The sequence below is a fragment of the Pseudoalteromonas sp. AWM4_233 genome (assembly GCF_056158285.1).
Map to the genome: position 1 here is coordinate 765,741 of NZ_JBSWSZ010000113.1, position 20,067 is coordinate 785,807.

The 20,067-nt window shown below is 41.0% G+C and carries 18 protein-coding genes; 8 read left to right on the plus strand and 10 right to left on the minus strand.

The genetic code is table 11. The annotated features are described in order from the left end of the window. Positions 1-2: 2 nt before the first annotated feature. Positions 3-1,535: a DUF3369 domain-containing protein gene (locus ACXAC4_RS24775; RefSeq protein ID WP_475166967.1), complete on the plus strand. Its 1,533-nt coding sequence runs from the start codon at positions 3-5 to the stop codon at positions 1,533-1,535. Positions 1,536-1,598: 63 nt separating this feature from the next. On the opposite strand, the gene ACXAC4_RS24780 is transcribed toward ACXAC4_RS24775, so the two are convergent. Further along, positions 1,599-2,222, minus strand: a complete 624-nt coding sequence (locus tag ACXAC4_RS24780; protein ID WP_475166969.1) for a LysE family translocator — start codon at positions 2,220-2,222, stop codon at positions 1,599-1,601. Between the two features lie 255 nt (positions 2,223-2,477). Here ACXAC4_RS24780 and ACXAC4_RS24785 point away from each other — a divergent pair, with 255 nt between their 5' ends. From ACXAC4_RS24785 to ACXAC4_RS24795, 3 genes are all read left to right on the plus strand, one after another. Continuing rightward, a complete protein-coding gene (locus ACXAC4_RS24785; protein ID WP_475166972.1) occupies positions 2,478-3,158 on the plus strand; it encodes a response regulator transcription factor in 681 nt (226 codons plus the stop codon). Continuing rightward, entirely contained in the window at positions 3,155-4,498 is a 1,344-nt protein-coding gene (locus ACXAC4_RS24790; protein ID WP_475166976.1) for a histidine kinase sensor domain-containing protein, read from the plus strand. Before ACXAC4_RS24785 ends, ACXAC4_RS24790 begins: the two co-directional genes overlap by 4 nt. Before the next feature lie 80 nt (positions 4,499-4,578). Beyond that, positions 4,579-6,711, plus strand: coding sequence for a TonB-dependent receptor (locus ACXAC4_RS24795; RefSeq protein WP_475166982.1), 2,133 nt, complete (start codon positions 4,579-4,581; stop codon positions 6,709-6,711). Positions 6,712-6,819: 108 nt separating this feature from the next. On the opposite strand, the gene ACXAC4_RS24800 is transcribed toward ACXAC4_RS24795, so the two are convergent. From ACXAC4_RS24800 to ACXAC4_RS24825, 6 genes are all read right to left on the minus strand, one after another. Continuing rightward, a complete protein-coding gene (locus tag ACXAC4_RS24800) occupies positions 6,820-7,056 on the minus strand; it encodes a hypothetical protein (RefSeq protein WP_475166985.1) in 237 nt (78 codons plus the stop codon). Between the two features lie 111 nt (positions 7,057-7,167). Then, a complete protein-coding gene (locus tag ACXAC4_RS24805; protein WP_475166986.1) occupies positions 7,168-10,308 on the minus strand; it encodes an efflux RND transporter permease subunit in 3,141 nt (1,046 codons plus the stop codon). A 15-nt stretch (positions 10,309-10,323) separates the two neighbouring features. Next, positions 10,324-12,081: an efflux RND transporter periplasmic adaptor subunit gene (locus ACXAC4_RS24810; protein WP_475166988.1), complete on the minus strand. Its 1,758-nt coding sequence runs from the start codon at positions 12,079-12,081 to the stop codon at positions 10,324-10,326. After that, positions 12,081-12,566 carry a DUF411 domain-containing protein gene (locus tag ACXAC4_RS24815; protein WP_475166991.1) on the minus strand — a complete coding sequence of 162 codons (486 nt, stop codon included), beginning with the start codon at positions 12,564-12,566 and terminating at the stop codon, positions 12,081-12,083. The genes ACXAC4_RS24810 and ACXAC4_RS24815 overlap by 1 nt, the downstream gene beginning before the upstream one ends. 91 nt (positions 12,567-12,657) lie before the next feature. Continuing rightward, entirely contained in the window at positions 12,658-13,023 is a 366-nt protein-coding gene (locus ACXAC4_RS24820) for a hypothetical protein (protein WP_475166995.1), read from the minus strand. Positions 13,024-13,054: 31 nt separating this feature from the next. Continuing rightward, positions 13,055-13,447, minus strand: coding sequence for a hypothetical protein (locus tag ACXAC4_RS24825; protein WP_475166996.1), 393 nt, complete (start codon positions 13,445-13,447; stop codon positions 13,055-13,057). A gap of 156 nt (positions 13,448-13,603) precedes the next feature. On the opposite strand from ACXAC4_RS24825, the gene ACXAC4_RS24830 reads away from it, so the two are divergent. The 4 genes from ACXAC4_RS24830 (at position 13,604) to ACXAC4_RS24845 (ending at position 17,833) form a co-directional block, all read left to right on the plus strand. Continuing rightward, the gene (locus ACXAC4_RS24830) at positions 13,604-15,745 is read left to right on the plus strand and encodes a DUF6351 family protein (protein WP_475166998.1); all 2,142 of its coding nucleotides are present in this window, start codon (positions 13,604-13,606) and stop codon (positions 15,743-15,745) included. A 141-nt stretch (positions 15,746-15,886) separates the two neighbouring features. After that, positions 15,887-16,222 (plus strand): gamma-glutamylcyclotransferase family protein, encoded by a 336-nt coding sequence (locus ACXAC4_RS24835; protein ID WP_475167000.1) that lies wholly within the window; start codon positions 15,887-15,889, stop codon positions 16,220-16,222. Positions 16,223-16,378: 156 nt separating this feature from the next. Then, positions 16,379-17,134 carry a hypothetical protein gene (locus tag ACXAC4_RS24840; RefSeq protein ID WP_475167002.1) on the plus strand — a complete coding sequence of 252 codons (756 nt, stop codon included), beginning with the start codon at positions 16,379-16,381 and terminating at the stop codon, positions 17,132-17,134. Positions 17,135-17,398: 264 nt separating this feature from the next. Continuing rightward, positions 17,399-17,833 carry a hypothetical protein gene (locus ACXAC4_RS24845; protein ID WP_475167005.1) on the plus strand — a complete coding sequence of 145 codons (435 nt, stop codon included), beginning with the start codon at positions 17,399-17,401 and terminating at the stop codon, positions 17,831-17,833. 47 nt (positions 17,834-17,880) lie between these two features. On the opposite strand, the gene ACXAC4_RS24850 is transcribed toward ACXAC4_RS24845, so the two are convergent. Genes ACXAC4_RS24850 through ACXAC4_RS24860 form a run of 3 tightly spaced genes read right to left on the minus strand, consistent with a single transcriptional unit; the run spans position 17,881 to position 20,067 of the window. Next, positions 17,881-18,453, minus strand: coding sequence for a PepSY-associated TM helix domain-containing protein (locus tag ACXAC4_RS24850; protein ID WP_475167009.1), 573 nt, complete (start codon positions 18,451-18,453; stop codon positions 17,881-17,883). After that, the gene (locus ACXAC4_RS24855; protein ID WP_475167013.1) at positions 18,443-18,910 is read right to left on the minus strand and encodes a DUF4920 domain-containing protein; all 468 of its coding nucleotides are present in this window, start codon (positions 18,908-18,910) and stop codon (positions 18,443-18,445) included. Before ACXAC4_RS24855 ends, ACXAC4_RS24850 begins: the two co-directional genes overlap by 11 nt. 8 nt (positions 18,911-18,918) lie before the next feature. Further along, on the minus strand, positions 18,919-20,067 hold the full coding sequence (locus ACXAC4_RS24860) for a cytochrome-c peroxidase (protein WP_475167020.1): 1,149 nt from the start codon (positions 20,065-20,067) through the stop codon (positions 18,919-18,921).

Below are 20,067 nucleotides of genomic sequence, written 5' to 3' on the forward strand. Positions count from 1 at the left end.
TTATGGGGTTATTTAAAAAGTCTTCAAAATCAAAGGATGAAACAAAGCCTTCATGGAAGATTCTAATTGTTGATGATGAACCAGATGTTCATACTGTAACTAAGCTCACGTTAAGCCGATTTGAATTTGATGACAAGGGGGTTGAATTTATAAGCGCTTATAGTGGTGAGGAAGCAAGAAGAGTGCTTAATGAACATAATGATATTGCTTTAGTGCTGTTAGATGTCGTGATGGAAACAGATGATGCAGGGCTTCAAGTAGCTCAATACATTCGACAAGAGTTAAATAATCATTTCATCAGGATAATTTTACGTACCGGACAGCCTGGTCAAGCACCTGAGAGAACCGTTATTACAAACTATGACATCAATGATTACAAAGATAAAACAAGCTTGAGCAGTGACAAATTATTTACCGTTGTTTATACCGGCTTGAGAGGCTACAGAGATATTTTAGACATAGAGTTGGCCAGAAAAAAACTTGAAAATCACCGAGAAGGTTTAGAGCGTGTCATTGACTCATCTGCCAGCTTGTTTAGGATCCGTTCATTACAAGAGTTTGCCAGCGGCTTACTCGTCCAAATTGCATCACTCCTTCACGCAGACGAAAAAAGAACCGAAAATAGCAATAACTTTGCAGTTAGAAAAACTGAAGATGGATTACAATTTTTAGCCGGTACTGGTGATTACTGCCCATTATCTGGTGATAAAGTAAGTCTCCCTGAAAATATTAACGCGATGATAGAAAACGCTTGTTTAAGTCAGAAGTGTGTAATTGAAAACGACTGTTTTGTCGGTTATTTCAAAACAATGAATGCAGGTGAAAACTTAATTTATTTAGAAGGGATCAATCAAATCGATGATTTGGATCGAAAGCTTCTTGAACTCTTCTCAAATAATATCTCTGTTGCTTTTGATAATCTTGAGCTTGATAAAGAAATCTTCGAAACACAATCTGAAATTATCGATACTTTGGGCGAAGTAGTTGAGAGTCGCTCAAAAGAAGCTGCAAACCATGTTAAGCGTGTTGCTCATCTATCTCGAGCATTGGCTTTATGGGCAGGTGAACCAGAAGACAAAGCACAAGAGTTGTTTATGGCGTCACCCATGCACGATGTAGGTAAAGTTGCTATTCCAGATTCTGTTCTTTTAAAGCCTGGCAGGCTCACTGAAGAAGAATTTGAGATAATGAAAACCCATGTAAACATTGGATATGAAATTTTTGCTCGCTCAAAGCGCCCTACCTTAAAAGCTGCAGCTATCGTCGCTGGAGAGCATCATGAAAAATATAATGGTAAAGGCTACCCCAATGGTTTAAAGGGTGAAGATATTCACATATATGGTCGAATAGTTGCACTTGTAGATGTGTTTGATGCGTTATCTCATTCTCGTTGTTATAAAGAAGCTTGGCCATTAGATAAAGTATTACAACTTCTCGAAGAAGAAAAAGGTGAACATTTTGACCCTAAATTAGTAGAGTTATTTATTCAGAATATAGATGAAGTACAACACATTATGGAAGCTTACCCTGATTAAACAGAGTACTTCCAATTGAGCGCAATAGCCGAACAATGATAACAAGTGTTCGGCTATTATCTCTTAGGCAACTAATTGCTGATACAAGACTCTTGCTGCAAGTAATAAAAACGCAGTACCTAGTAACTTATCGATCACTGCTTGTTTTTTAGTTAAATCAAACTTCTCTCTTGCTTTGGCACTGGCAACCGACACAAAGAAGTACCACGCAGTATCAATAGCCAATACAGTGCCGCACATTAATATGGCGACAGTCAGCGTCATGGCTTCTGGTTGTATAAATTGTGAAAACAAGGCGATAAAGAAGATAGCAAGCTTAGGGTTTAAGAAAGCAATGGCAAAGCCATCTTGCGCGGCTTGCTTATAACTCGTTATACTCGATTGAGCAACATCTAGGCCTGAAGACTTACTGGTCAAAATTTTATATCCCATATACGCTAAATACGCGGCGCCTGCGTAAACCAGCGTTTGGAATACGATAGGAAAATGGGTAATTAAACTTGCTAAACCTGCTATAGATAACGCAGCATAGATACCAACGCCAACACCGTGTGCAACACTTGCTACGATGCCATGCCCTGCACTGTTATATAAAGAATGACGTAATACGACAGCCAAACTCGGACCCGGTGACATAGCGCCGATTGCGCAAATAGTGGCTAAGCTTAGCCAAGTTGTTAATTCCACAACATTATCCTGCATAATCAAAATCGCGGTTAGTTTAACTACCTCACTGTAACTGAGCAAGTTATCTAATTACCCTCAGATAACTCACATCTAAACAAACTCGAGTAAAAATATTAACACTATGTTTTAAATGCTATTTTTGATTTAGTTAACCTTCTAAAACTACCCCAAGAAAGGAACATAATGATTTACACATCGGTCTGATAAGCTTATTATTGCAAATAATAACAGTTTTTATTTGCAATAATATATTCCATGACCTCTATTCTCCTCATTGAAGACGACATTACACTCAGCAATTATTTATCAGACTTACTGAAAAAAGCAGGCTACCTCGTTGAACAATGCTTTGATGGGGAACATGGTTTTAATAAAGCCAAATCGGAGCAACATCACCTCGTTTTACTCGATAAAATGCTGCCAAAACTTGATGGAGTCACTCTGCTTAAACAATTAAGACAAGTAAGTCAGATCCCCGTGATCATGGTTTCGGCCAAAGGCGCTGAAGAAGAGCGAATATTGGGATTTACTCATGGGGCTGATGACTATGTCGCCAAACCTTTTAACAGCCAAGAATTACTTCTTCGTATTGAAAGTCTATTACGCCGTGCCAAGCCCGACATAGAAAGTAGCAGCCAAGTACATATGCAATTTGATGGCTTATCTATAAATGTGAACACACAGCAAGTACATCTTAATGATGTACTTTTAGATTTTACCCCCATCCAATTTAAATTATTGTGGAACCTGCTTAGTAAGCAGAACGTTATTATTCCAAAAGCGGAGTTGCACGAAGCTGTATTAAATAAAAAACTGGGGGCGTACGACCGCAGTATCGACATGCATTTAAGCCGTGTAAGGCGCAAGCTTAATGAAGCCGGTTGGCAAGGGGATCGCTTACAAACAGTCCATGGTAAAGGGTACTGCTTTAAATGAAACGTAAGATTTTCTGGAAGCTGTTTTTTATCCTTGCAACAGGCCTAGTGACATTTTTCTATTTGGTGCACACCATTACCTTAAAAACCGAAGAGAAAATGAGCTTTATAAAAGCTGAACATAGAGCAGAGTTAAGAGCTTGGGGCGAAAAAGCAGAGTCATATTACGTTCAAAAAGACTTTGTGGGATTAGAAAAGTACCTTCAAGACATAGAGCAACAAGAGAACGTGTGGGTGTCTGTCGTCGGTTTTAAAGCTGAGCAATTTGCGGGTAAACCTTACGATAAAGATATCGTAGGTTATTATCATTTTGGGCGCAGCATTGATTGGAAGATCCACCTCTACTTTTCTGATAACCCGATTATGGAGTTACCTTTTCAAGAGTATGGTGCCAGTTTTTTAATTCGATTACCTGAGCGAATGCGACCGGGCACGCATTGGTTAACAACAAAATTTGCATTGCAGATCGTCATTCCGATGATGTTACTTATATTGCTCACGTTTATTCTGTATAGGCACATCATTACGCCGTTACACCGCCTCGATAATGCCACACTCGCATTCAGCAAGGGTGACTTATCAGTTCGAGTCGGCCAACACTTTGCCAAGCGTGATGATGAGCTGTCTCATCTTGCCAAAACATTTGATTCAATGGCATCAAGAATTGGAGAGCTTATCGAGAATCAAAGGCAGCTCATAGCTGACTTATCTCATGAGTTGCGAACGCCATTAACTCGTTTAGATATTGCCGTTGAGAACTTTGACTCGAGCAATAGTTCACAGCATTTAGAACGTATTTCAAGGGAATCTAAGCAAATAAGGAAGCTTGTTGAAAATACCCTCACTTTTGCTTGGCTCGAAAATGAACAGCCCAAAATCATGCAGGAGCAAGTCGATTTAGTTGATTTACTCGATGTCTTAATTGAAGACGCCAGATTCGAGTTCGCCTGTAAGTTCATAGAGAGTGAACTACCGAATTCTGCAGTGATCTCTGACTCAAGTCATAAAGCACTCTGCCCAGCGATAGAAAACGTACTTCGCAACGCCCTAAAGTACACGCCATGCAAAGAAACCGTTTCGGTTAGACTTACACAACAGCAAGATCATTACCTACTAGAAATCAATGATTCAGGTCCAGGGATCCCAGAGCACTTGCTAGATAAAATCTTCGAACCCTTCTTTAGAGTTGACGACAGCAGAATGGCTGAAAGTGACAGCTTTGGCTTAGGGTTAGCATTAGCTAAACGTCACCTTTTAAGTGTTGGTGCAAATATCTATGCCCTTAATCAAAAAGGCGGCGGCCTTAGCGTTAAAATCACCATTCCAAAGTTGCAAATGTAACAGTTGTAAAAGTGCTACCAATCACAATTGCAAATAGGAATAATTCTGATTTAGAAAATATCAGTAATTAGAGATGTCCCATGACTTTTAAAGCGACTCCTGTGTTCAAAACAAAAATACTACCTACCCTTATTGCTGGCTTATTGAGTACTCAAGCCGTTGCAACCGAAAAAGACACTGACAACAAAGACATTGAAAAAATTGTCGTTGTAGGTGCAACAACCAACTCAGAAATTACGCCTGAGCAATTAGACAATTACCAAGCCAATGATTTAGAAGATATCTTTAGAGCGACCCCCTCAATTACGGTTGGCGGCTCGCTGGGTATTGTGCAAAAGGTATTTGTACGTGGTTTAGAAGATTCGATGATGAACATCACAGTGGATGGTGCGCCTCAAACTAGTACACTTTTCCACCACGTCGGTCGTGTGTCAATTGAGCCAGAGTTATTACGTAGTGTTGAAGTACAAGCAGGTGCAGGTGAAGCAACAGCTGGCAGTGGCGCAGTCGGTGGTGCCATTCGTTTTAAAACAAAGACTGCGAACGACTTATTAAATGAGGATGAGCAGTTTGGTGGATTGGCAAAAGCGAGTATTTTCTCTAACGATGGCAACAAGCAAAGTGTTGCATTATATGGTCGTGTAACTGATTCAGTGAACGTGTTAGCGTCTTATGTGAATGTAAGCCGTGACAACATGGAAGATGGCGAAGGTGATTTGATCCCTGGAACAGGTTCAGATCAAACTCTGGGCTTTGTTAAAGTAGATGCCGAAATTAGTGACAGCCAATTTATCACAGTAAGTTACGAAACACGCGAAGAAGAAGGCGAGTTTGGTAAGCAAACGAACTGGGTTCAAACCATTGACGCACCGCTATTCAAAACATGGTCTGATCGTGAAACTTTAGTGCTAAACCATGCGCTTTATTTAAACGAATTCATCAATTTAGAAACCACGCTTTACTCAACTGAGTCCTCTTTAAAGCGCGAGCTTTACACTTGGAACGCAGGAATTAAGACCACAGGTTTCGATATCAGAAATACCAGTGACCTGGGCGATCATGTTCTTACCTATGGTATTGAACAAAAGAATGATGAAGTTAATTCTGAGTCATACGAAGCATTTGGCGGCAAAGCAAACGAAGACGGTACTGTGACTGGTGTGTATGCTCAGGACCATTGGCAAATTACACCTGACCTATTACTGAGCTTTGGTGTACGTTATGACGCCTACGAGCTAGATCACACAGGTCTTGAAGCAAACTGGGTTAAAGTGGATGGCAAATGGGTTGTTGAGCATGATGCGCAAGGTAACCCTGTCACAAAGAGCAAAGACTTTTCAGTTAAAAAACAAGACGGCTTTAGTAAAAACATTGGTTTCAAATACACATTAGCTGAAAACATTACCTTGAGCGCAGGCTATGCAGAAGCCTTAAGAGGCCGCCAAGTAGCTGATGCATTTACCGCAGGTGAAGTGAACGACAACCCTGAACTCGCGCCTGAAGAGGTAGAAAACATTGAACTTGGCCTTGAATACAACGATGGCACATGGCTATTCGAAGCATCTGTTTACCAGAGCACTATCAATGGTGTGGTGTTTGATAAATTCAAAGGTCGTGAAGGTGTTTTTTATGAAAATATCGGCGATTTAGAAAGCACAGGTGTTGAACTTGTAGCAGGCTACCAAGCAAATCAATTTGATGTGTTAATAAGCTTTAACCATAACGATGTTGTACTAAATAATATGCCATTTATTTGGCCTGATAGTTCAGTTGAAGGCGGTAAAAAGCAAGTCATTCGCAATAACGTAGATATTAATGCCTATGAGTATGGTGGACTTGGTAATGCTGTAGGTGACGCACTGAATATCAACTTTAATTATGAAGTAACAGATAGCATCAAAACAGGCTTTAATTTTAAGTATGTTGCGGATTTAAATGATATCGAAGTAATGCATCGCTCTTTAGAGTTAGGCTGGGTAGATGAGCTAGGTAGCATCGATAAAGAAGGCTACAACTTAGTTGATATATACGCACGTTACGAACCAACTGAGCAGTTACGTTTTGACCTTTCTATTCAAAACTTATTTAACGAAACATACCGAAGCCACGGCAGTGTTGGCGACTTTAGTAAATTTGGTAAGGGCTATGAAACATTAAAAGGTATGTATGAGCCTGGCCGTGATATACGTTTAAGTGTGTCTTATCAGTTTTAAATTTGCTGGATGGTAATCAAAACACAAGGCATTTAATGATTTAAACTGTAATCATATAAAAGAGAGTTTAACCCTTTGTTGAACTCTCTTTTTTGTATCAAGTTAAAATCAAGTTCTGTGATCTGCTGCAAAACCACCTTGTGATTTACAAAGGGAAATTAGCACATCACCTTCTTCCCAAGAGCTTAATTGCTTACTCCACAAAATGTTAAATGGATTGCCTGCTACTGGCTTATGGCAGGTGATATGGCCATAATATTCAGGGAAAGAATTAATGTATGCAGAAGCTGACACAGATACACCCATTGTCAAAGCTGCGACAACGCTCGTTAGTAAAGTTTTCATAATGATTCCTTATAAATTATTTTTATAGAATGTTGTTAGAGATTAAAAATTGTTCCTTTTTTAATCTCTAACTATAAAACCATACCTACTGTGTTATTGCAAATACCGAGGTCACCCTAACTTTTCATTAAACTTCTTAATCTCACCCGCTTTCATTAAACAATAGACCGCAGGTAAAACAATTAAAGTGAGTAACACCGCGCTCGACATGCCGCCAACCATAGGCGCTGCAATACGACTCATCACCTCAGAGCCCGTGCCATCGCCATATAGAATCGGTAAAAGTCCAATAATGATGGTTGCCACTGTCATCATCACAGGTCGAACACGTAACCCTGCGCCATGTAAAATAGCTTCTAGATAATCAGATTTACCAATGACTGTGCCTTTCGCTTTGTATTCATCTTTTAAATCTTGCAGTGCTTGATTCAAATACACCAACATGATCACGCCAATTTCTACAGCAACGCCGGCCAGGGCAATAAAGCCAACGCCAACAGCAACCGAGAAATTAAAACCTTCTAGATACATAAGCCATAAGCCGCCGATCATCGCCATCGGCAATGTTGCGATGATCACCACAACTTCGCTCAAACGTCTAAAGTTGAGGTAAAGTAAAATAACTATAATCGCCAGCGTTAATGGCACAACATAGCTCAGCTTCTCTTTAGCACGCTCCATATACTCATACTGCCCCGCCCAATTGATTGAATAACCAGCAGGCAGCGCAAGCTCTTTGGCAAGTAATGCTTTTGCATTTTCAACATAATTGCCGACATCAATGTCTTCAATATCAATATATGTCCAACCATTTAAACGGGCGTTTTCGCTCTTGATACCCGGCGGACCATTTTCGATATAAACATGCGCGACATCACCCAACGCAATTCGTTGCCCTGTAGGTGTCACCATCGGCATTCGCGCTAATTGCTCAGGTGAATTACGGTAGTCTTGCGGATAACGCAAGTTCACCGGATAACGCTCTTGCCCTTCAACGGTTTGAGTTACATTCATTCCCCCAATGGCTGTTGCAACCACTTGCTGTACATCGGCGATATTTAAACCATAACGGGCTGCCTTAATACGATTGATATCAACTTTGATATAACGACCACCAGCAACGCGCTCTGAATACACAGACGCCGTCCCTTCAAGCTTAGGTAAAAGCGTTTCGAGCTGTTGACCAATATCTTGAATAACATCGAGATCTGGCCCCGCCACTTTTATGCCCACAGGTGTTTTAATGCCCGTTGCCAGCATGTCGATACGGGTTTTGATTGGCATAACCCAAGCATTGGTCACTCCGGGTAACTTCACCAATGCATCCAGCTCTTTTTTCAAACTCTCAGTGGTCACACCCTCGCGCCACTGTGACTTAGGTTTTAACTGAATAAAGGTTTCGATCATAGTAAGCGGCGCCGGATCGGTAGCGGTTTCAGCACGGCCCACTTTACCAAATACGTTCTCAACCTCAGGAATAGTGCGAATTAGCTTGTCGGTTTGCTGCAACAACTCTCTGGCTTTACCAATAGAAATGCCCGGATACGTCGTTGGCATATACATTAAATCGCCTTCATCTAAAGGCGGAATAAACTCACTGCCGATCTTATCTAGAGGATAAAAACCAACCACTGTAACTGCAATCGCCGCCAAAATTGTGGTTTTAGGAAAACGTAAAACGCCTTTCAGGACTGGCATATAAAGAGCAATCAGTAATCTATTCAGCGGGTTTTTACGCTCAGGTAGTACCTTACCGCGAATAAAGTAGCCCATTAAAACAGGTACTAAGGTGATCGCTAAACCGGCAGACGCTGCCATGGCATAGGTTTTGGTATACGCAAGCGGCGCGAACATGCGCCCTTCTTGGGCTTCAAGAATAAACACAGGTAAGAAGCTAACGGTAATAATCAGCAAGCTAAAAAATAACGCTGGTCCTACTTCACTGGCGGCTTTGCCCACCACTTGCCAGCGGTTTTCATCAGTCAGTGGGGTCTTTTCCATGTGTTTATGCATGTTTTCAATCATTACGATGGCGCCATCTGTCATCGCACCGATGGCGATCGCAATGCCGCCTAACGACATGATGTTGGCATTAATCCCTTGAAAATACATAACGATAAAGGCGACTAGAATACCCATAGGTAAGCTTATCACTGCCACTATTGAAGAACGTAAGTGGAACAAGAAAGCTGCACAGATCAGGGCAACAACTATCAATTCTTCCGTGAGTTTGCCCCAGAGATTATCGACTGCTCTATCGATTAAAGCAGAGCGGTCATACACAGTGACAATTTCAACGCCCTCAGGCAAGCCCGCTTTTAGGGATTCTAATTTAGCTTTCACGCCATCAATGGTGGTTTTGGCGTTTTCACCAAAGCGCATGACGACAACGCCACCCACAACTTCGCCCTCGCCATTCAGTTCTGCAACACCACGGCGCATTTGCGGACCGAGATTGACCACCGCCACATCGGCAATGGTAAGCGCCACACCTTTTTCGTTCACACCTAAAGGAATTTGCAGAATATCTTGCACACTTTGAATATAACCCGTTGCGGTAACCATGTATTCCGCTTCTGCCATTTCAAGCACCGATGCACCTGTTTCTTGGTTGCCCCGCTGTAATGCTGTTTGCACATGATTTAATGGAATACCATAAGCGCGCAGTTTATCTGGGTCGACTTGAACTTGGTACTGCTTCACCATACCGCCAACTGCGGCAACTTCTGAGACGCCTGCTACAGATTGCAATTCGTATTTTAAGAACCAATCTTGAATACTGCGCAGTTGGCTAATGTCATGCTTACCTGTTTTATCGACCAACGCATACAAATACACCCAACCCACCCCAGTGGCATCAGGACCTAGCTGTGGCTTTGCACTACTTGGTAAGCTTGGCGCGACTTGGCTTAAATACTCCAGTACCCTTGAACGTGCCCAGTACAAGTCGGTCTTATCGTCGAAAATAATATAAACGTAAGAGTCGCCAAAGAAGGAGTAACCTCGTACCGTTTGCGCACCTGGCACCGATAACATGGCGGTAGTAAGCGGGAAAGTCACCTGATCTTGCACCACTTGCGGTGATTGACCGGGGTAACTGGTTTTTACAATCACCTGTACATCAGATAAATCGGGAATGGCATCAACAGGGGTATTCTTTAACGAGAACAACCCTGCACCAACTAAAATTAAACTCATCAACACCACGAAGAAGCGGTTGCTGAGTGACCAGCGAATAATTGCTGCGATCATATTACCTCCTCGTGATTAATGGTGAGCGTGCTCATTCATCGACATATCATCATCCTGCATAGCCTTTTTATCGGCTATTTTGCTGATGGCGATGACTTTAAAATCTTGTGCAGTATCAAAAGTAAATTCGATATTATCACCCGCTTTGAACGTTGAAATATCCAGCTCATCGATGACCTCAAAGTCCATGGTGGCAGGTCCTCTGCCCCACTTTTCAATGGCTTCGCGACTGATATTGATAACACGAGCGTCAAAATCAATGGCATTGATCACACCATTTACTTTGGCTTGTGTATCTGGCGCTGCGACTTCGGCTTTACCCATTATGTGAATGGCTGAAACCGGATAGCTACCATCATCTTGTTTGGTGATCTCAAAATGTAAACTATGGCCTACTTCTAGCGCATCAAAGTCAGCTTGGTTAAGCACACCAAAATCCATCACCATTTGCGGCCATTGCCATGCTTCAACTGGCGCATGGTCGATGGTCACACTTTGCTCTGTGTCAGATTTTGCGGTGACAACCCCTTCAGCCCACACAGAAGCTGGCTCTTCAGCAAACTCCATACGTTTAAAATCTGATGATTTACTCGATTCAGAATCAATCAAGAATTGCGCAGATGTAACGACGGTATCGCCTTCATTGAGACCTTCTAATACTTCAATTTGATCTTGATAGACTTGCCCAATTTGCACGGCGATAGATTTAAACTGCCCATCACCCAAAGCTAAGACCACGCGATTTTGTTTGCCTGTTCTTATAACTGACTCGATTGGTGTAAGAATGCTATCTTGTTTTGTTTTACCGCTTATTTGCAATTGCGCATACATGTTTGGCTTGAGCGCGCCATCTTTGTTTTCGAAACGTAGACGTACACGTAAAGTGCGATTTTTTTCATCTAGCGTTGGATATATGTAATCAACCTCACCATGCCATGCGCGCGCTGGCTGATAGTCTAAGGTCATGTGCACAGGCAAACCAACCGTTACCGACGCTGCATCACGCTCAAAGACTTCGGCTTCAACCCAGACATTGCTCAAATCGCCAATACTCATCATGGTTGTGCCCGGTTGCACGTAATAACCTTCACGAATTTTTAAGTTGGCAACCACACCATTTTGCGGCGCATAAAAGGTGACATTTTGACTAACTTTTTTGTCTCGCTGTAGCTGTTCGATAAAAATATCGTCAATATGAAGCGCTCTCAATCGAGCCTTGGCGGCTTCTATTAATCCAAACTCTTTGCCACGCAAAGCGATTAAAAACTCTTGTTGTGCGTTTACAAGCTCTGGAGAATACAAGGTATAGAGCGCTTGGCCTTTTTTAACTTTTTGCCCTGTTGTTTTAACGAATAGTTGCTCAACCCAACCCGACACGCGCGGGTGAATATGTACTAGGTTGTCTTCGTCATACTGAATATAACCCACGGTATTAATTGTTGGCGTCATGTCTCTCAATGTGACTTTCGCAGTTCGAACCCCTAAGTTATTTATCACTTCAGGAGAGATTTTAATTGCACCCGGCCCGTGTTCATCTTCGCTGTTAGACTCCTCATATACAGGGATTAGATCCATGCCCATCGGAGATTTACCAGGTTTGTCGCGACGGTAGTTTGAGTCCATTGGCGCAACCCAATACAGCGGCTTTTTTTCATCACTTTGTTCAGCATGCATACTATGTTCTGTATTAGATTTCGAATAAAAGTACATACCGGCGCTGCCAGCTGCAATACCTAAACTGAGCAATACTGCATTGATAATAAATTTCGGCATCAGAATTGCTCCTCATAACTGTTTACTTCAGCGAATACTTCGTAGCTGCCATCTTTTTTTAGCAACAGCACTTTATAGGCTTGAAACCTTTCATCAATTTCCATCCCCGGTGAGCCAAGTGGCATAGCGGGTACGCTTAACCCAATCGTGTTTTCCGGGGGTGATTGTAAAAACTGTTTAATGAATTTCGCAGGCACATGACCTTCAAACGCAAACCCATCGGCATGCACCGCGGTATGACACGAGCGGAATCTTGCTTCAATGCCGTATTGACTCTTTATTTCGCTCATTTGCGGATGTGAAAAGTTTTTGCCTTCGACCTTAATATTTTGGGAGGTGAGATGATCTAACCATGAGGTACAACAACCACAAGTCGGGGTTTTAGCGACCAATAGCTCTATGGTTTTGCTTTGTGCAAAACTGTTGTTTGAAAAAATACTTAAAAATAACGTGAGTGAAAAAATTAACTTTGAGAAAACTCGCATCGCCTGCGCTCCTAATCACAATAAAAACAAAACAATAAAATAAGTGATTAATCGGACACACACGCCAAATTTTAGGCGCACTTATCCTAGGTTAGGCAAAAATCGGCGGGCGATATAGATTAGAAATTGTTGTAGCTGGTGGTGTTAATGACGCATTTTGAATTTTTTCAAAACTAGAGAAAAAGCCCAGCGTCTGAACTGACTGTGGGACATAAGTGAAAGCATGACAGGCATTGATCGGGCAAACACATTCAACCTCGCAGCAATCCATTGATAAAGATTCGCTTGCTGACGAAGACATTGACGACATTTCGTCTTGTGACATTACGTGATGCATCTTGCTATCTTGAGTCATCATGGTCATATCGCACTCATGGGCAGCAAAAGCCGTCATTTGGCCAAATGGCGAAACGACTAAACTTAAAAACAGCATGATTGATGCGATGAATTTAAACATAACAACTCAATAAAATTAACTGTCGCTAATGCTAAACAATTTTTGTGAGGATAGCAAAACCTGTAATGATACTTAGATAGCCTAGCAGTAAAGTATTTGCAGGCACAGCATGCATTAACATACTTGGCATTTGCTTATATTGCTTGTATTTCAAAACAAAAAAGCTGTGCCCTTCAAACTGAGCGAAGTGTTCAAAATAGGGTTTAAGTTTTTTGAGATAAGGTTCAAAGAAGGCTTTAATGGCGCTCAAATAGAACATACAGAACGTCGATGCCCCCATGACTTCAAGCATCAACGTCAGCTCCATTGCCACGAAAATCTCTGGCCCTGCAAACACAACAACAATCAACATAGCTAAGCTGTACCAAGAAAATTGTTTTATTTTTTCAATTAGTTTTTTGTAAGACTTAACTAATAGCTTCATGTCCTTAATTCCTTTTCCATACCTGAGAAATGCTAAATCCTGATACTAGCAAAAAGCCGTTAAATATAAAAATCGATTAATTAACAAACAAATAACAACGGAGTACTTAAGTTATTTCTAAACTTAAATAGAACGCCATAATCCAAAGGTGATGTTATGAGTAAACTAACTTTGGGAATAATTGGTGGGCTCTTAAGCGCAATTATTGGCTTTATTGCATGGCAGCAACTCACCCCGCCAGATCCATTCCTAGCTAGACAGGTGAAATCAATCGCACCTGCAGAAGATAACTATTTAATCGATTTTTACCCCCATATTTCTGAACACCAACGTCCTGAAGAGACTTACCCATTCCCCATTCCACTTGGTGGAGTCGGACCAGCAACCAATTTATATTCAGGGCCGAACCAATATCCTTTCTTTTGTATGTCAGTTGATTCAAAGGTTGGCCAGCCTGAGGTCGATAATCAAGAGGGCTTTGGTGTGCCAGTGACAAGTGAAAGCGGTGAACTTTTAGGTTTCAGCAAAGATTGTGGTGTTAAATCGCACTTACAATACTTTGCTATTAATGATGAAAAACAGCCCGAAAAACTTACCATTGAACAGGCCAAAAACTACCAAGGGGCGCTATTTAGAGCGGAGCAAGGCACAATTAATCGCTTTATTTATACCATTGTGATGCCTATCAAGCCTGAAGAAGTGGGAGATAGATTAGCAAAGTCGCAGTGGAACAATCGATTGGTGTATCAATTTAATGGCGGCTCAGGCATTGGCTTTAGACAAGGTCGGCAAAAAACCTATAAAGTTATGCAGCGCCAAGTTGACCAACTGCTTGATGGTTACGCCATTATCAGCTCAAGTGGTAATAAAACCAGCTATACCTATAACATGCTGCTAGCAGAAGACACCGCTCGTAGAGTTAAAAAACAATTTACCAGTTTATATGGTGAGCCGCTTTATACAGTGGGTGTAGGTGGCTCGGGTGGCGGCCTTGCGCAATATTTAATTGCTCAAAACAGTGCGGGCATTTTGGATGGCTTGCTGCCTCTTTATAGTTATCCGGATATGATAAGTCAGACCACTTATGCGCTCGATTGTGATCTGTTAAACAACTATTTTACCTTTAGAGCCGATAACCGACAGGCATGGCGAGATTGGGATAGACGCCGCTTAATTGAAGGCATGAATGCCATTAATGACTTTCCGCAGCGGGCCGGGTTTTTGCAACCTCTAAACCAACTTATGGCCGGCTTTGTGCCTAGCTTTCCCGATGGTAACAGCGAATGTATAAACGGCTACTTTGGGCTGTCTGCTTATATTAACAACCCTAAACAGGGCTTTTTAAGGCCTTTATTTGCTGAATCTGTGGTTGATCAAAATAACTGGAGCTATTGGCAAGACATGAAACATGTGCTCGGCACAGACAAGCAAGGTTTTGGCCGTTCAACTTGGGATAACGTGGGCGTGCAATATGGGTTAAATGCGCTTCTTGAGAGTAAGATCAGTATCGAGGAGTTTTTTGATATCAACTACAACATCGGAGCTTGGAAGTCACAGCCCACCATGCAAGTAGAGCATATCATTACACCACTTGGCCCTCACAAACCGCTTTGGCTCTCCCTTTGGGGCAGTGAAAACATTTATGAAGCAAACCAGGGACCTGCCCAGCGTCATACCGCTAGCCTTGAAGCCATTGAGGCCGCCTATCGTTCAGGCCAAGTGTTTATAGGTAAAGTTGACCTGCCAATCATAGATGCCAGACATTACCTTGAAAATGAGTTAGACATGCATCATATGTCAGCCTCTTTTTATAGCCGTTTACGAATAGATAAAGCCAATGGCGATCATAAAAATCACATTATTTGGGTCGCCCATAAAGATCATGACCCAACACAAGCTGCGTTTGCCATGATAGATAAATGGCTTTTAAACCTTAAACAAAACCCTAACCTGAGTGTTATTGAGGCAAAGCCAAAAGAGTTAGGCGATACCTGCTTTGAAGCCGACGGCAGTACCTATGCCAAAGGCGAGGATGTGTTTGATGGTAAATGGAATCAAAAGTCAGACGGTGCGTGTCAGTCACGCTTTCCGATGTTCAGCACCAGCCGTATTGAATCAGGCGGTCCTTGGGCGGGCGACATCTTCAAATGCCATTTAATTGATGTTGAAGCAGCAATAAACAAAGGTATGTATGGCACCCACCCAATTACAAAATTAGCAGAGCAATTAAAGACCGTTTTCCCCCATGGCGTCTGTGATTATGAGCAAGGAGATGTGGGAAGACCGAGTAATATTTAGGTAATGCATGTAGGCGCGGGTTTCCCCCGCGCTTTTGTGCGCGATATAAAGTCGTCGCCTACAGGGATTGATGATGAATAGCTGTTTTAATCGACTTAAACTCTTGTACAATCAAACTTGTTTTATGTATGGGAAACTTAAATGAACGCACTTTTCTCTTATGGCACGCTACAGCAACCTCAAGTTCAACTTGATACATTTGGCCGTTTACTTGAAGGTCAAAAAGATACTCTGATTGGCTACACACTAGGTGAAGTGAAAATCACTGACGAAGCGGTCATTAAAAGCAGCGGTAAAGAATATCACCCAATTCTAATTAAATCCGAGAATAAAGAAGATACTGTTGAAGGCACTGTATTTTTAATAACAAATGCTGAATTACAACAAGCCGATGACTATGAAGTGGATGACTACCAAAGAGTCAAAGCGCAATTAGCATCAGGTAAAACTTGCTGGATCTATGCGGCAGCATCTTAATTGAATTCATCTAACTATAGATTCAGACCCTTACTTACACTCTATTACACTTAATTTGTATACATAAATAAGGGCCTGACACTAAAATTGAAATACTCTCGTTGAAGTTTGTGAGAGAGAACCTCTACTCGTTCTTAACTATAAAAAGGAAAGATAATGCGCAAATTAGTCTTTTACATTTTGCCATTTGCTTTAACAGCCATCAGTGGCTGCTCTACGGAAACAACTGAGTCTGATAATGTTAAAACCAGAGCAATATGGTCAAATATTTATGTCACATCAGGGGGATATGATAGTCGAGTTATCGCTGAACTAAACTTAACCGATGAATTTGGCAATAACATAAGTTTATCAAGTTCTGATAAGTTAGAAGCAAGAGTAGGCAACAACACTAAAACTCTTGAAAAACATACTGATGTATTCGATGTTGACTATCGCGCCATCTTTGACGAACACAGTGAAAACACCCAATATGTTGTCAATTTTGTGCGTTCAGAAGATAACGTCACCCTCACAAATACACTTACTTTGCCTGCGCCTTTTGAAATACTTGCCCCGCAAAAAAGCCAATCTTTCTCTAATTCTGAACAGTTAGTGATCGAATGGTCTAATCATAGTACCTCAGACAAACTAGACGTAACGCTTAACTCAACTTGCAAACTCAAAGACGGTGGGTCTCAAGCTAATGCTGAAAAGTTTGAGAATGTAACAGACGACGGTAAGTTAACCATTGATCTAGATACTCTCGATATGTTTAAAGATGAAAACTTAAACACACGCCAAAACTGTTCTGTTAATCTACTTGTAGAACGCTTTAGATTAGGCAGTGTTGATAGCAATTATGCCAGTGGCAGTAAAAGCAGAGCGTCACAACAAAGACGTTTGGATGATATAACTATTACACTGCGATAATACAAATACCCTGCAACAAATCGTTATAAAACCGTTAAATAAATTAACCTTTATTGTATACCAATTATGCAATAACAATTCAAAAAGGGTGCTCTAGAAATTTAAAGCACCCTTAAATCATAAGCTTAGAGTAAATACACTCAAATCGACCAGTTAGTAATATTGCTGTAATAAAACTCTTGGATAATACATACCATCTTATACAGCAACCTATTTAAAGTTATGAACCACTCACCGTTATTGCTCGGATTCACACCCCGTACAATGAACGACTTAGATAATTACAGTGTGCAACATACCTGTCAGTACGACACATTAAAGCTAGATTATGCAAAAGAAGGCATAACCTTTAATTGCGTCTTACCGTACGATGCACAGATCGGTGATGTGATTTCTTTATCAGCAACAAAACCTGATGCGAGAGCAGAAAGCTTTAGTGCAGAGACAACTTTAACGAAAGCTGATTTAGAAAATAAGAATGCAATATTAAAGCTGATAGGTGAAGGTGAAACCGATGATTACCTGATGCAGCTTAACTTGCTTGGTTTGCACGGCTCAATAAAAAATTCAGCCGAGTTTAATGCGCATATAAAAAGCCAAGCAATTAAAAAGAAAAAAATTAACGCTATTTCCCCTTGGCTCATAAGTGCTAAAAAACAGGGTGCAAAACTGATGTCAGTGATGCTCTCTGCTTTTTAGATTACTAAGCTGTTTTTCAGCCCCGCTAATTTAGCGGGGCTTTTTTTTCACCAATAAATAAAACCCAAAGGAATAATAAAACCAAAAGCGACTAATATCGTTCTTCTTCCCCACGGACTATATTTTCCTTTGACCATAAACAATGCGCTTATTGCTAGAAAAATAAGCAAGCCAGCAAATAAATCCGAAAAAACTATCCATGCTTTATGGGTTTCATTTAAATGCAATCTATTTATAGCTTGAAAAACCGGGCGAGCTTCAATATGTTCAAAAATAAGCTGATGATTATCAAGGTTCAGCGTGATGTTACCATCACTTTTCAAAAACACTTTAAACTCAGTCGGTGAGGCCCAATACGTTGCTTTTACCTCTACCCCTTCCTCGATATAGTTAAAGATTTGCGAAAGTAAAATCTCATCACTCGTTTCATGCCACTTAGTAACGGGAGCTTGGATCAGTTTATGTGTTACTTGATAGTTTGGATTCCAGTCATCTTTATGATTCACCGCAATACCAGATACAGCAAACACTAAAACCATACCGATGCAAAAATAGCCTACATCTCGATGTAAGCTTCTATTGAAACGATACCAATTAATGTTTCTCAACTTATTGATCAAGGATCGAAACCCCAGTAGGCACTAATTGATATATAACTAACGGCTCAGTGACAGAGGCAGGGTCAAACACTTCATTCTTAGCAATGGCTTGCTGAGCTTTAATTTGCTTTGTGCGCTCAAGGTCATACTCAATTTTATTCAGTTTTCCGGTTGCGATAGCTTGACTACCTTTTGCACTCATTGGGAAAACCATGTCGCCATCTCTAACCTTAATTCGCAGATTTTCAAAACGTTTGTCAGATGCAATCGTCATCCAACAGCCTCGCTTTTTACATACCCCTACAACAGTACCTTTTATTGTTACAGGCGAACTTAGGTATTTGTCAGGCTGTGCCATTATGGTTGAAATTTTTGTCACGTTTTCCGCATCAACATCAGTGCCAAAGTTTATATTCTTAGCAAGTGCCAAATCTGAAAAGGTTAACAAAACCGCAACTAACATAGATTTGTAATACATATTATTCCTTATTTATAGTCATAAAAATTATGGTGAGGGCCTCTAGCAGGCGATGCAGTGATTGAGTGTAAGAATGCTTCTAGGGCTTTCATTTCTTCATAGTTTAAATTCAAAGGCTTTAAAAGCTTTGATGTAACAGGAGACATTTCATCATTAGGGTCTTTGGTAAATTTAAAGCCGCCCGCATTATAAACGTTTAATATGCCTTCCATATTGGCGAAGCTCCCATTGTGCATCCAAGGCTTGGTATTCATAACACCACGTAAGCTTGGTGTTTTAAACTTACCAACATCATCTGCCTGTTTCGTCGTCTTGAATCGGCCTAAATCTTCTAACTCACGTTTATACCAAGTAAGACCTAGGTTATGAAATTTATTATCACTAAACAATGGGCCCGAATGACAATTCATGCATCTTGCTTTTGTTCTGAATAGATGCAGACCCCAGAGAGCCTGATCTGATAATTTCTTAGAAAATGCCAACTTGGCTTTTTCATTTTTTTGCTTTGAAGATTGTATGAAATAGTCAAAGTCACTCGACCTAGACAAGATGGTTCTTTGATAAGTGGCAAGCGCTTTTGCAATGTCTGTTGCTTTCACCCTATCCGCATTGAATACTTTTTTAAATTCTGCTTTGTAACCTTCATTTTGATTAAGGCGTTGTTCCAACTCTTCAATTGAAAAATTCATTTCCACAGGATCTAAAATTGGCATTAAGGCTTGCTCCTCTAACGAAGCTGCTCTGCCGTCCCAAAACAACGTTTGCCAAAACGCTGAGTTTTCAATGCTTGGCGCATTTCTTCTGCCTTTTAATCTATCATGACCAAAAGACACAGCGCGACCATCGGCCCAGCCTAAGTCTCTGTCATGACAGCTTGCACAAGCAATTTGTCCCGAACGAGACAGTTTTGGATCATGAAAAAGCTTTTCTCCTAGAAGCACTTTTTCTTTACTAAAAGGGTTAGCTTGCGGGAAAGTTGGTATTGGTATTAAACCAATCTCAACATGCTCAACTCCCTCATCTAAGGTTGGCTTTGGCCACAAATGCGCAGGTTGTGAGTATTGCTTTCTTAAATTGTCGATATTTATATCATTTGCCAATGATAGCGTTGGCAAAAATATAAATACCAAAGTGATGACGGTAGTAAAACGGTGCAT

Coding starts and splice junctions, on each gene's coding strand:
- ACXAC4_RS24775 (WP_475166967.1), top strand. CDS start 3: ATGGGGTTATTTAAAAAGTCTTCAAAATCAAAGGATGAAACAAAGCCT.
- ACXAC4_RS24785 (WP_475166972.1), top strand. CDS start 2,478: ATGACCTCTATTCTCCTCATTGAAGACGACATTACACTCAGCAATTAT.
- ACXAC4_RS24790 (WP_475166976.1), top strand. CDS start 3,155: ATGAAACGTAAGATTTTCTGGAAGCTGTTTTTTATCCTTGCAACAGGC.
- ACXAC4_RS24795 (WP_475166982.1), top strand. CDS start 4,579: ATGACTTTTAAAGCGACTCCTGTGTTCAAAACAAAAATACTACCTACC.
- ACXAC4_RS24800 (WP_475166985.1), bottom strand. CDS start 7,056: ATGAAAACTTTACTAACGAGCGTTGTCGCAGCTTTGACAATGGGTGTA.
- ACXAC4_RS24805 (WP_475166986.1), bottom strand. CDS start 10,308: ATGATCGCAGCAATTATTCGCTGGTCACTCAGCAACCGCTTCTTCGTG.
- ACXAC4_RS24810 (WP_475166988.1), bottom strand. CDS start 12,081: ATGCCGAAATTTATTATCAATGCAGTATTGCTCAGTTTAGGTATTGCA.
- ACXAC4_RS24815 (WP_475166991.1), bottom strand. CDS start 12,566: ATGCGAGTTTTCTCAAAGTTAATTTTTTCACTCACGTTATTTTTAAGT.
- ACXAC4_RS24820 (WP_475166995.1), bottom strand. CDS start 13,023: ATGTTTAAATTCATCGCATCAATCATGCTGTTTTTAAGTTTAGTCGTT.
- ACXAC4_RS24825 (WP_475166996.1), bottom strand. CDS start 13,447: ATGAAGCTATTAGTTAAGTCTTACAAAAAACTAATTGAAAAAATAAAA.
- ACXAC4_RS24830 (WP_475166998.1), top strand. CDS start 13,604: ATGAGTAAACTAACTTTGGGAATAATTGGTGGGCTCTTAAGCGCAATT.
- ACXAC4_RS24835 (WP_475167000.1), top strand. CDS start 15,887: ATGAACGCACTTTTCTCTTATGGCACGCTACAGCAACCTCAAGTTCAA.
- ACXAC4_RS24840 (WP_475167002.1), top strand. CDS start 16,379: ATGCGCAAATTAGTCTTTTACATTTTGCCATTTGCTTTAACAGCCATC.
- ACXAC4_RS24845 (WP_475167005.1), top strand. CDS start 17,399: ATGAACGACTTAGATAATTACAGTGTGCAACATACCTGTCAGTACGAC.
- ACXAC4_RS24855 (WP_475167013.1), bottom strand. CDS start 18,910: ATGTATTACAAATCTATGTTAGTTGCGGTTTTGTTAACCTTTTCAGAT.
- ACXAC4_RS24860 (WP_475167020.1), bottom strand. CDS start 20,067: ATGCACCGTTTTACTACCGTCATCACTTTGGTATTTATATTTTTGCCA.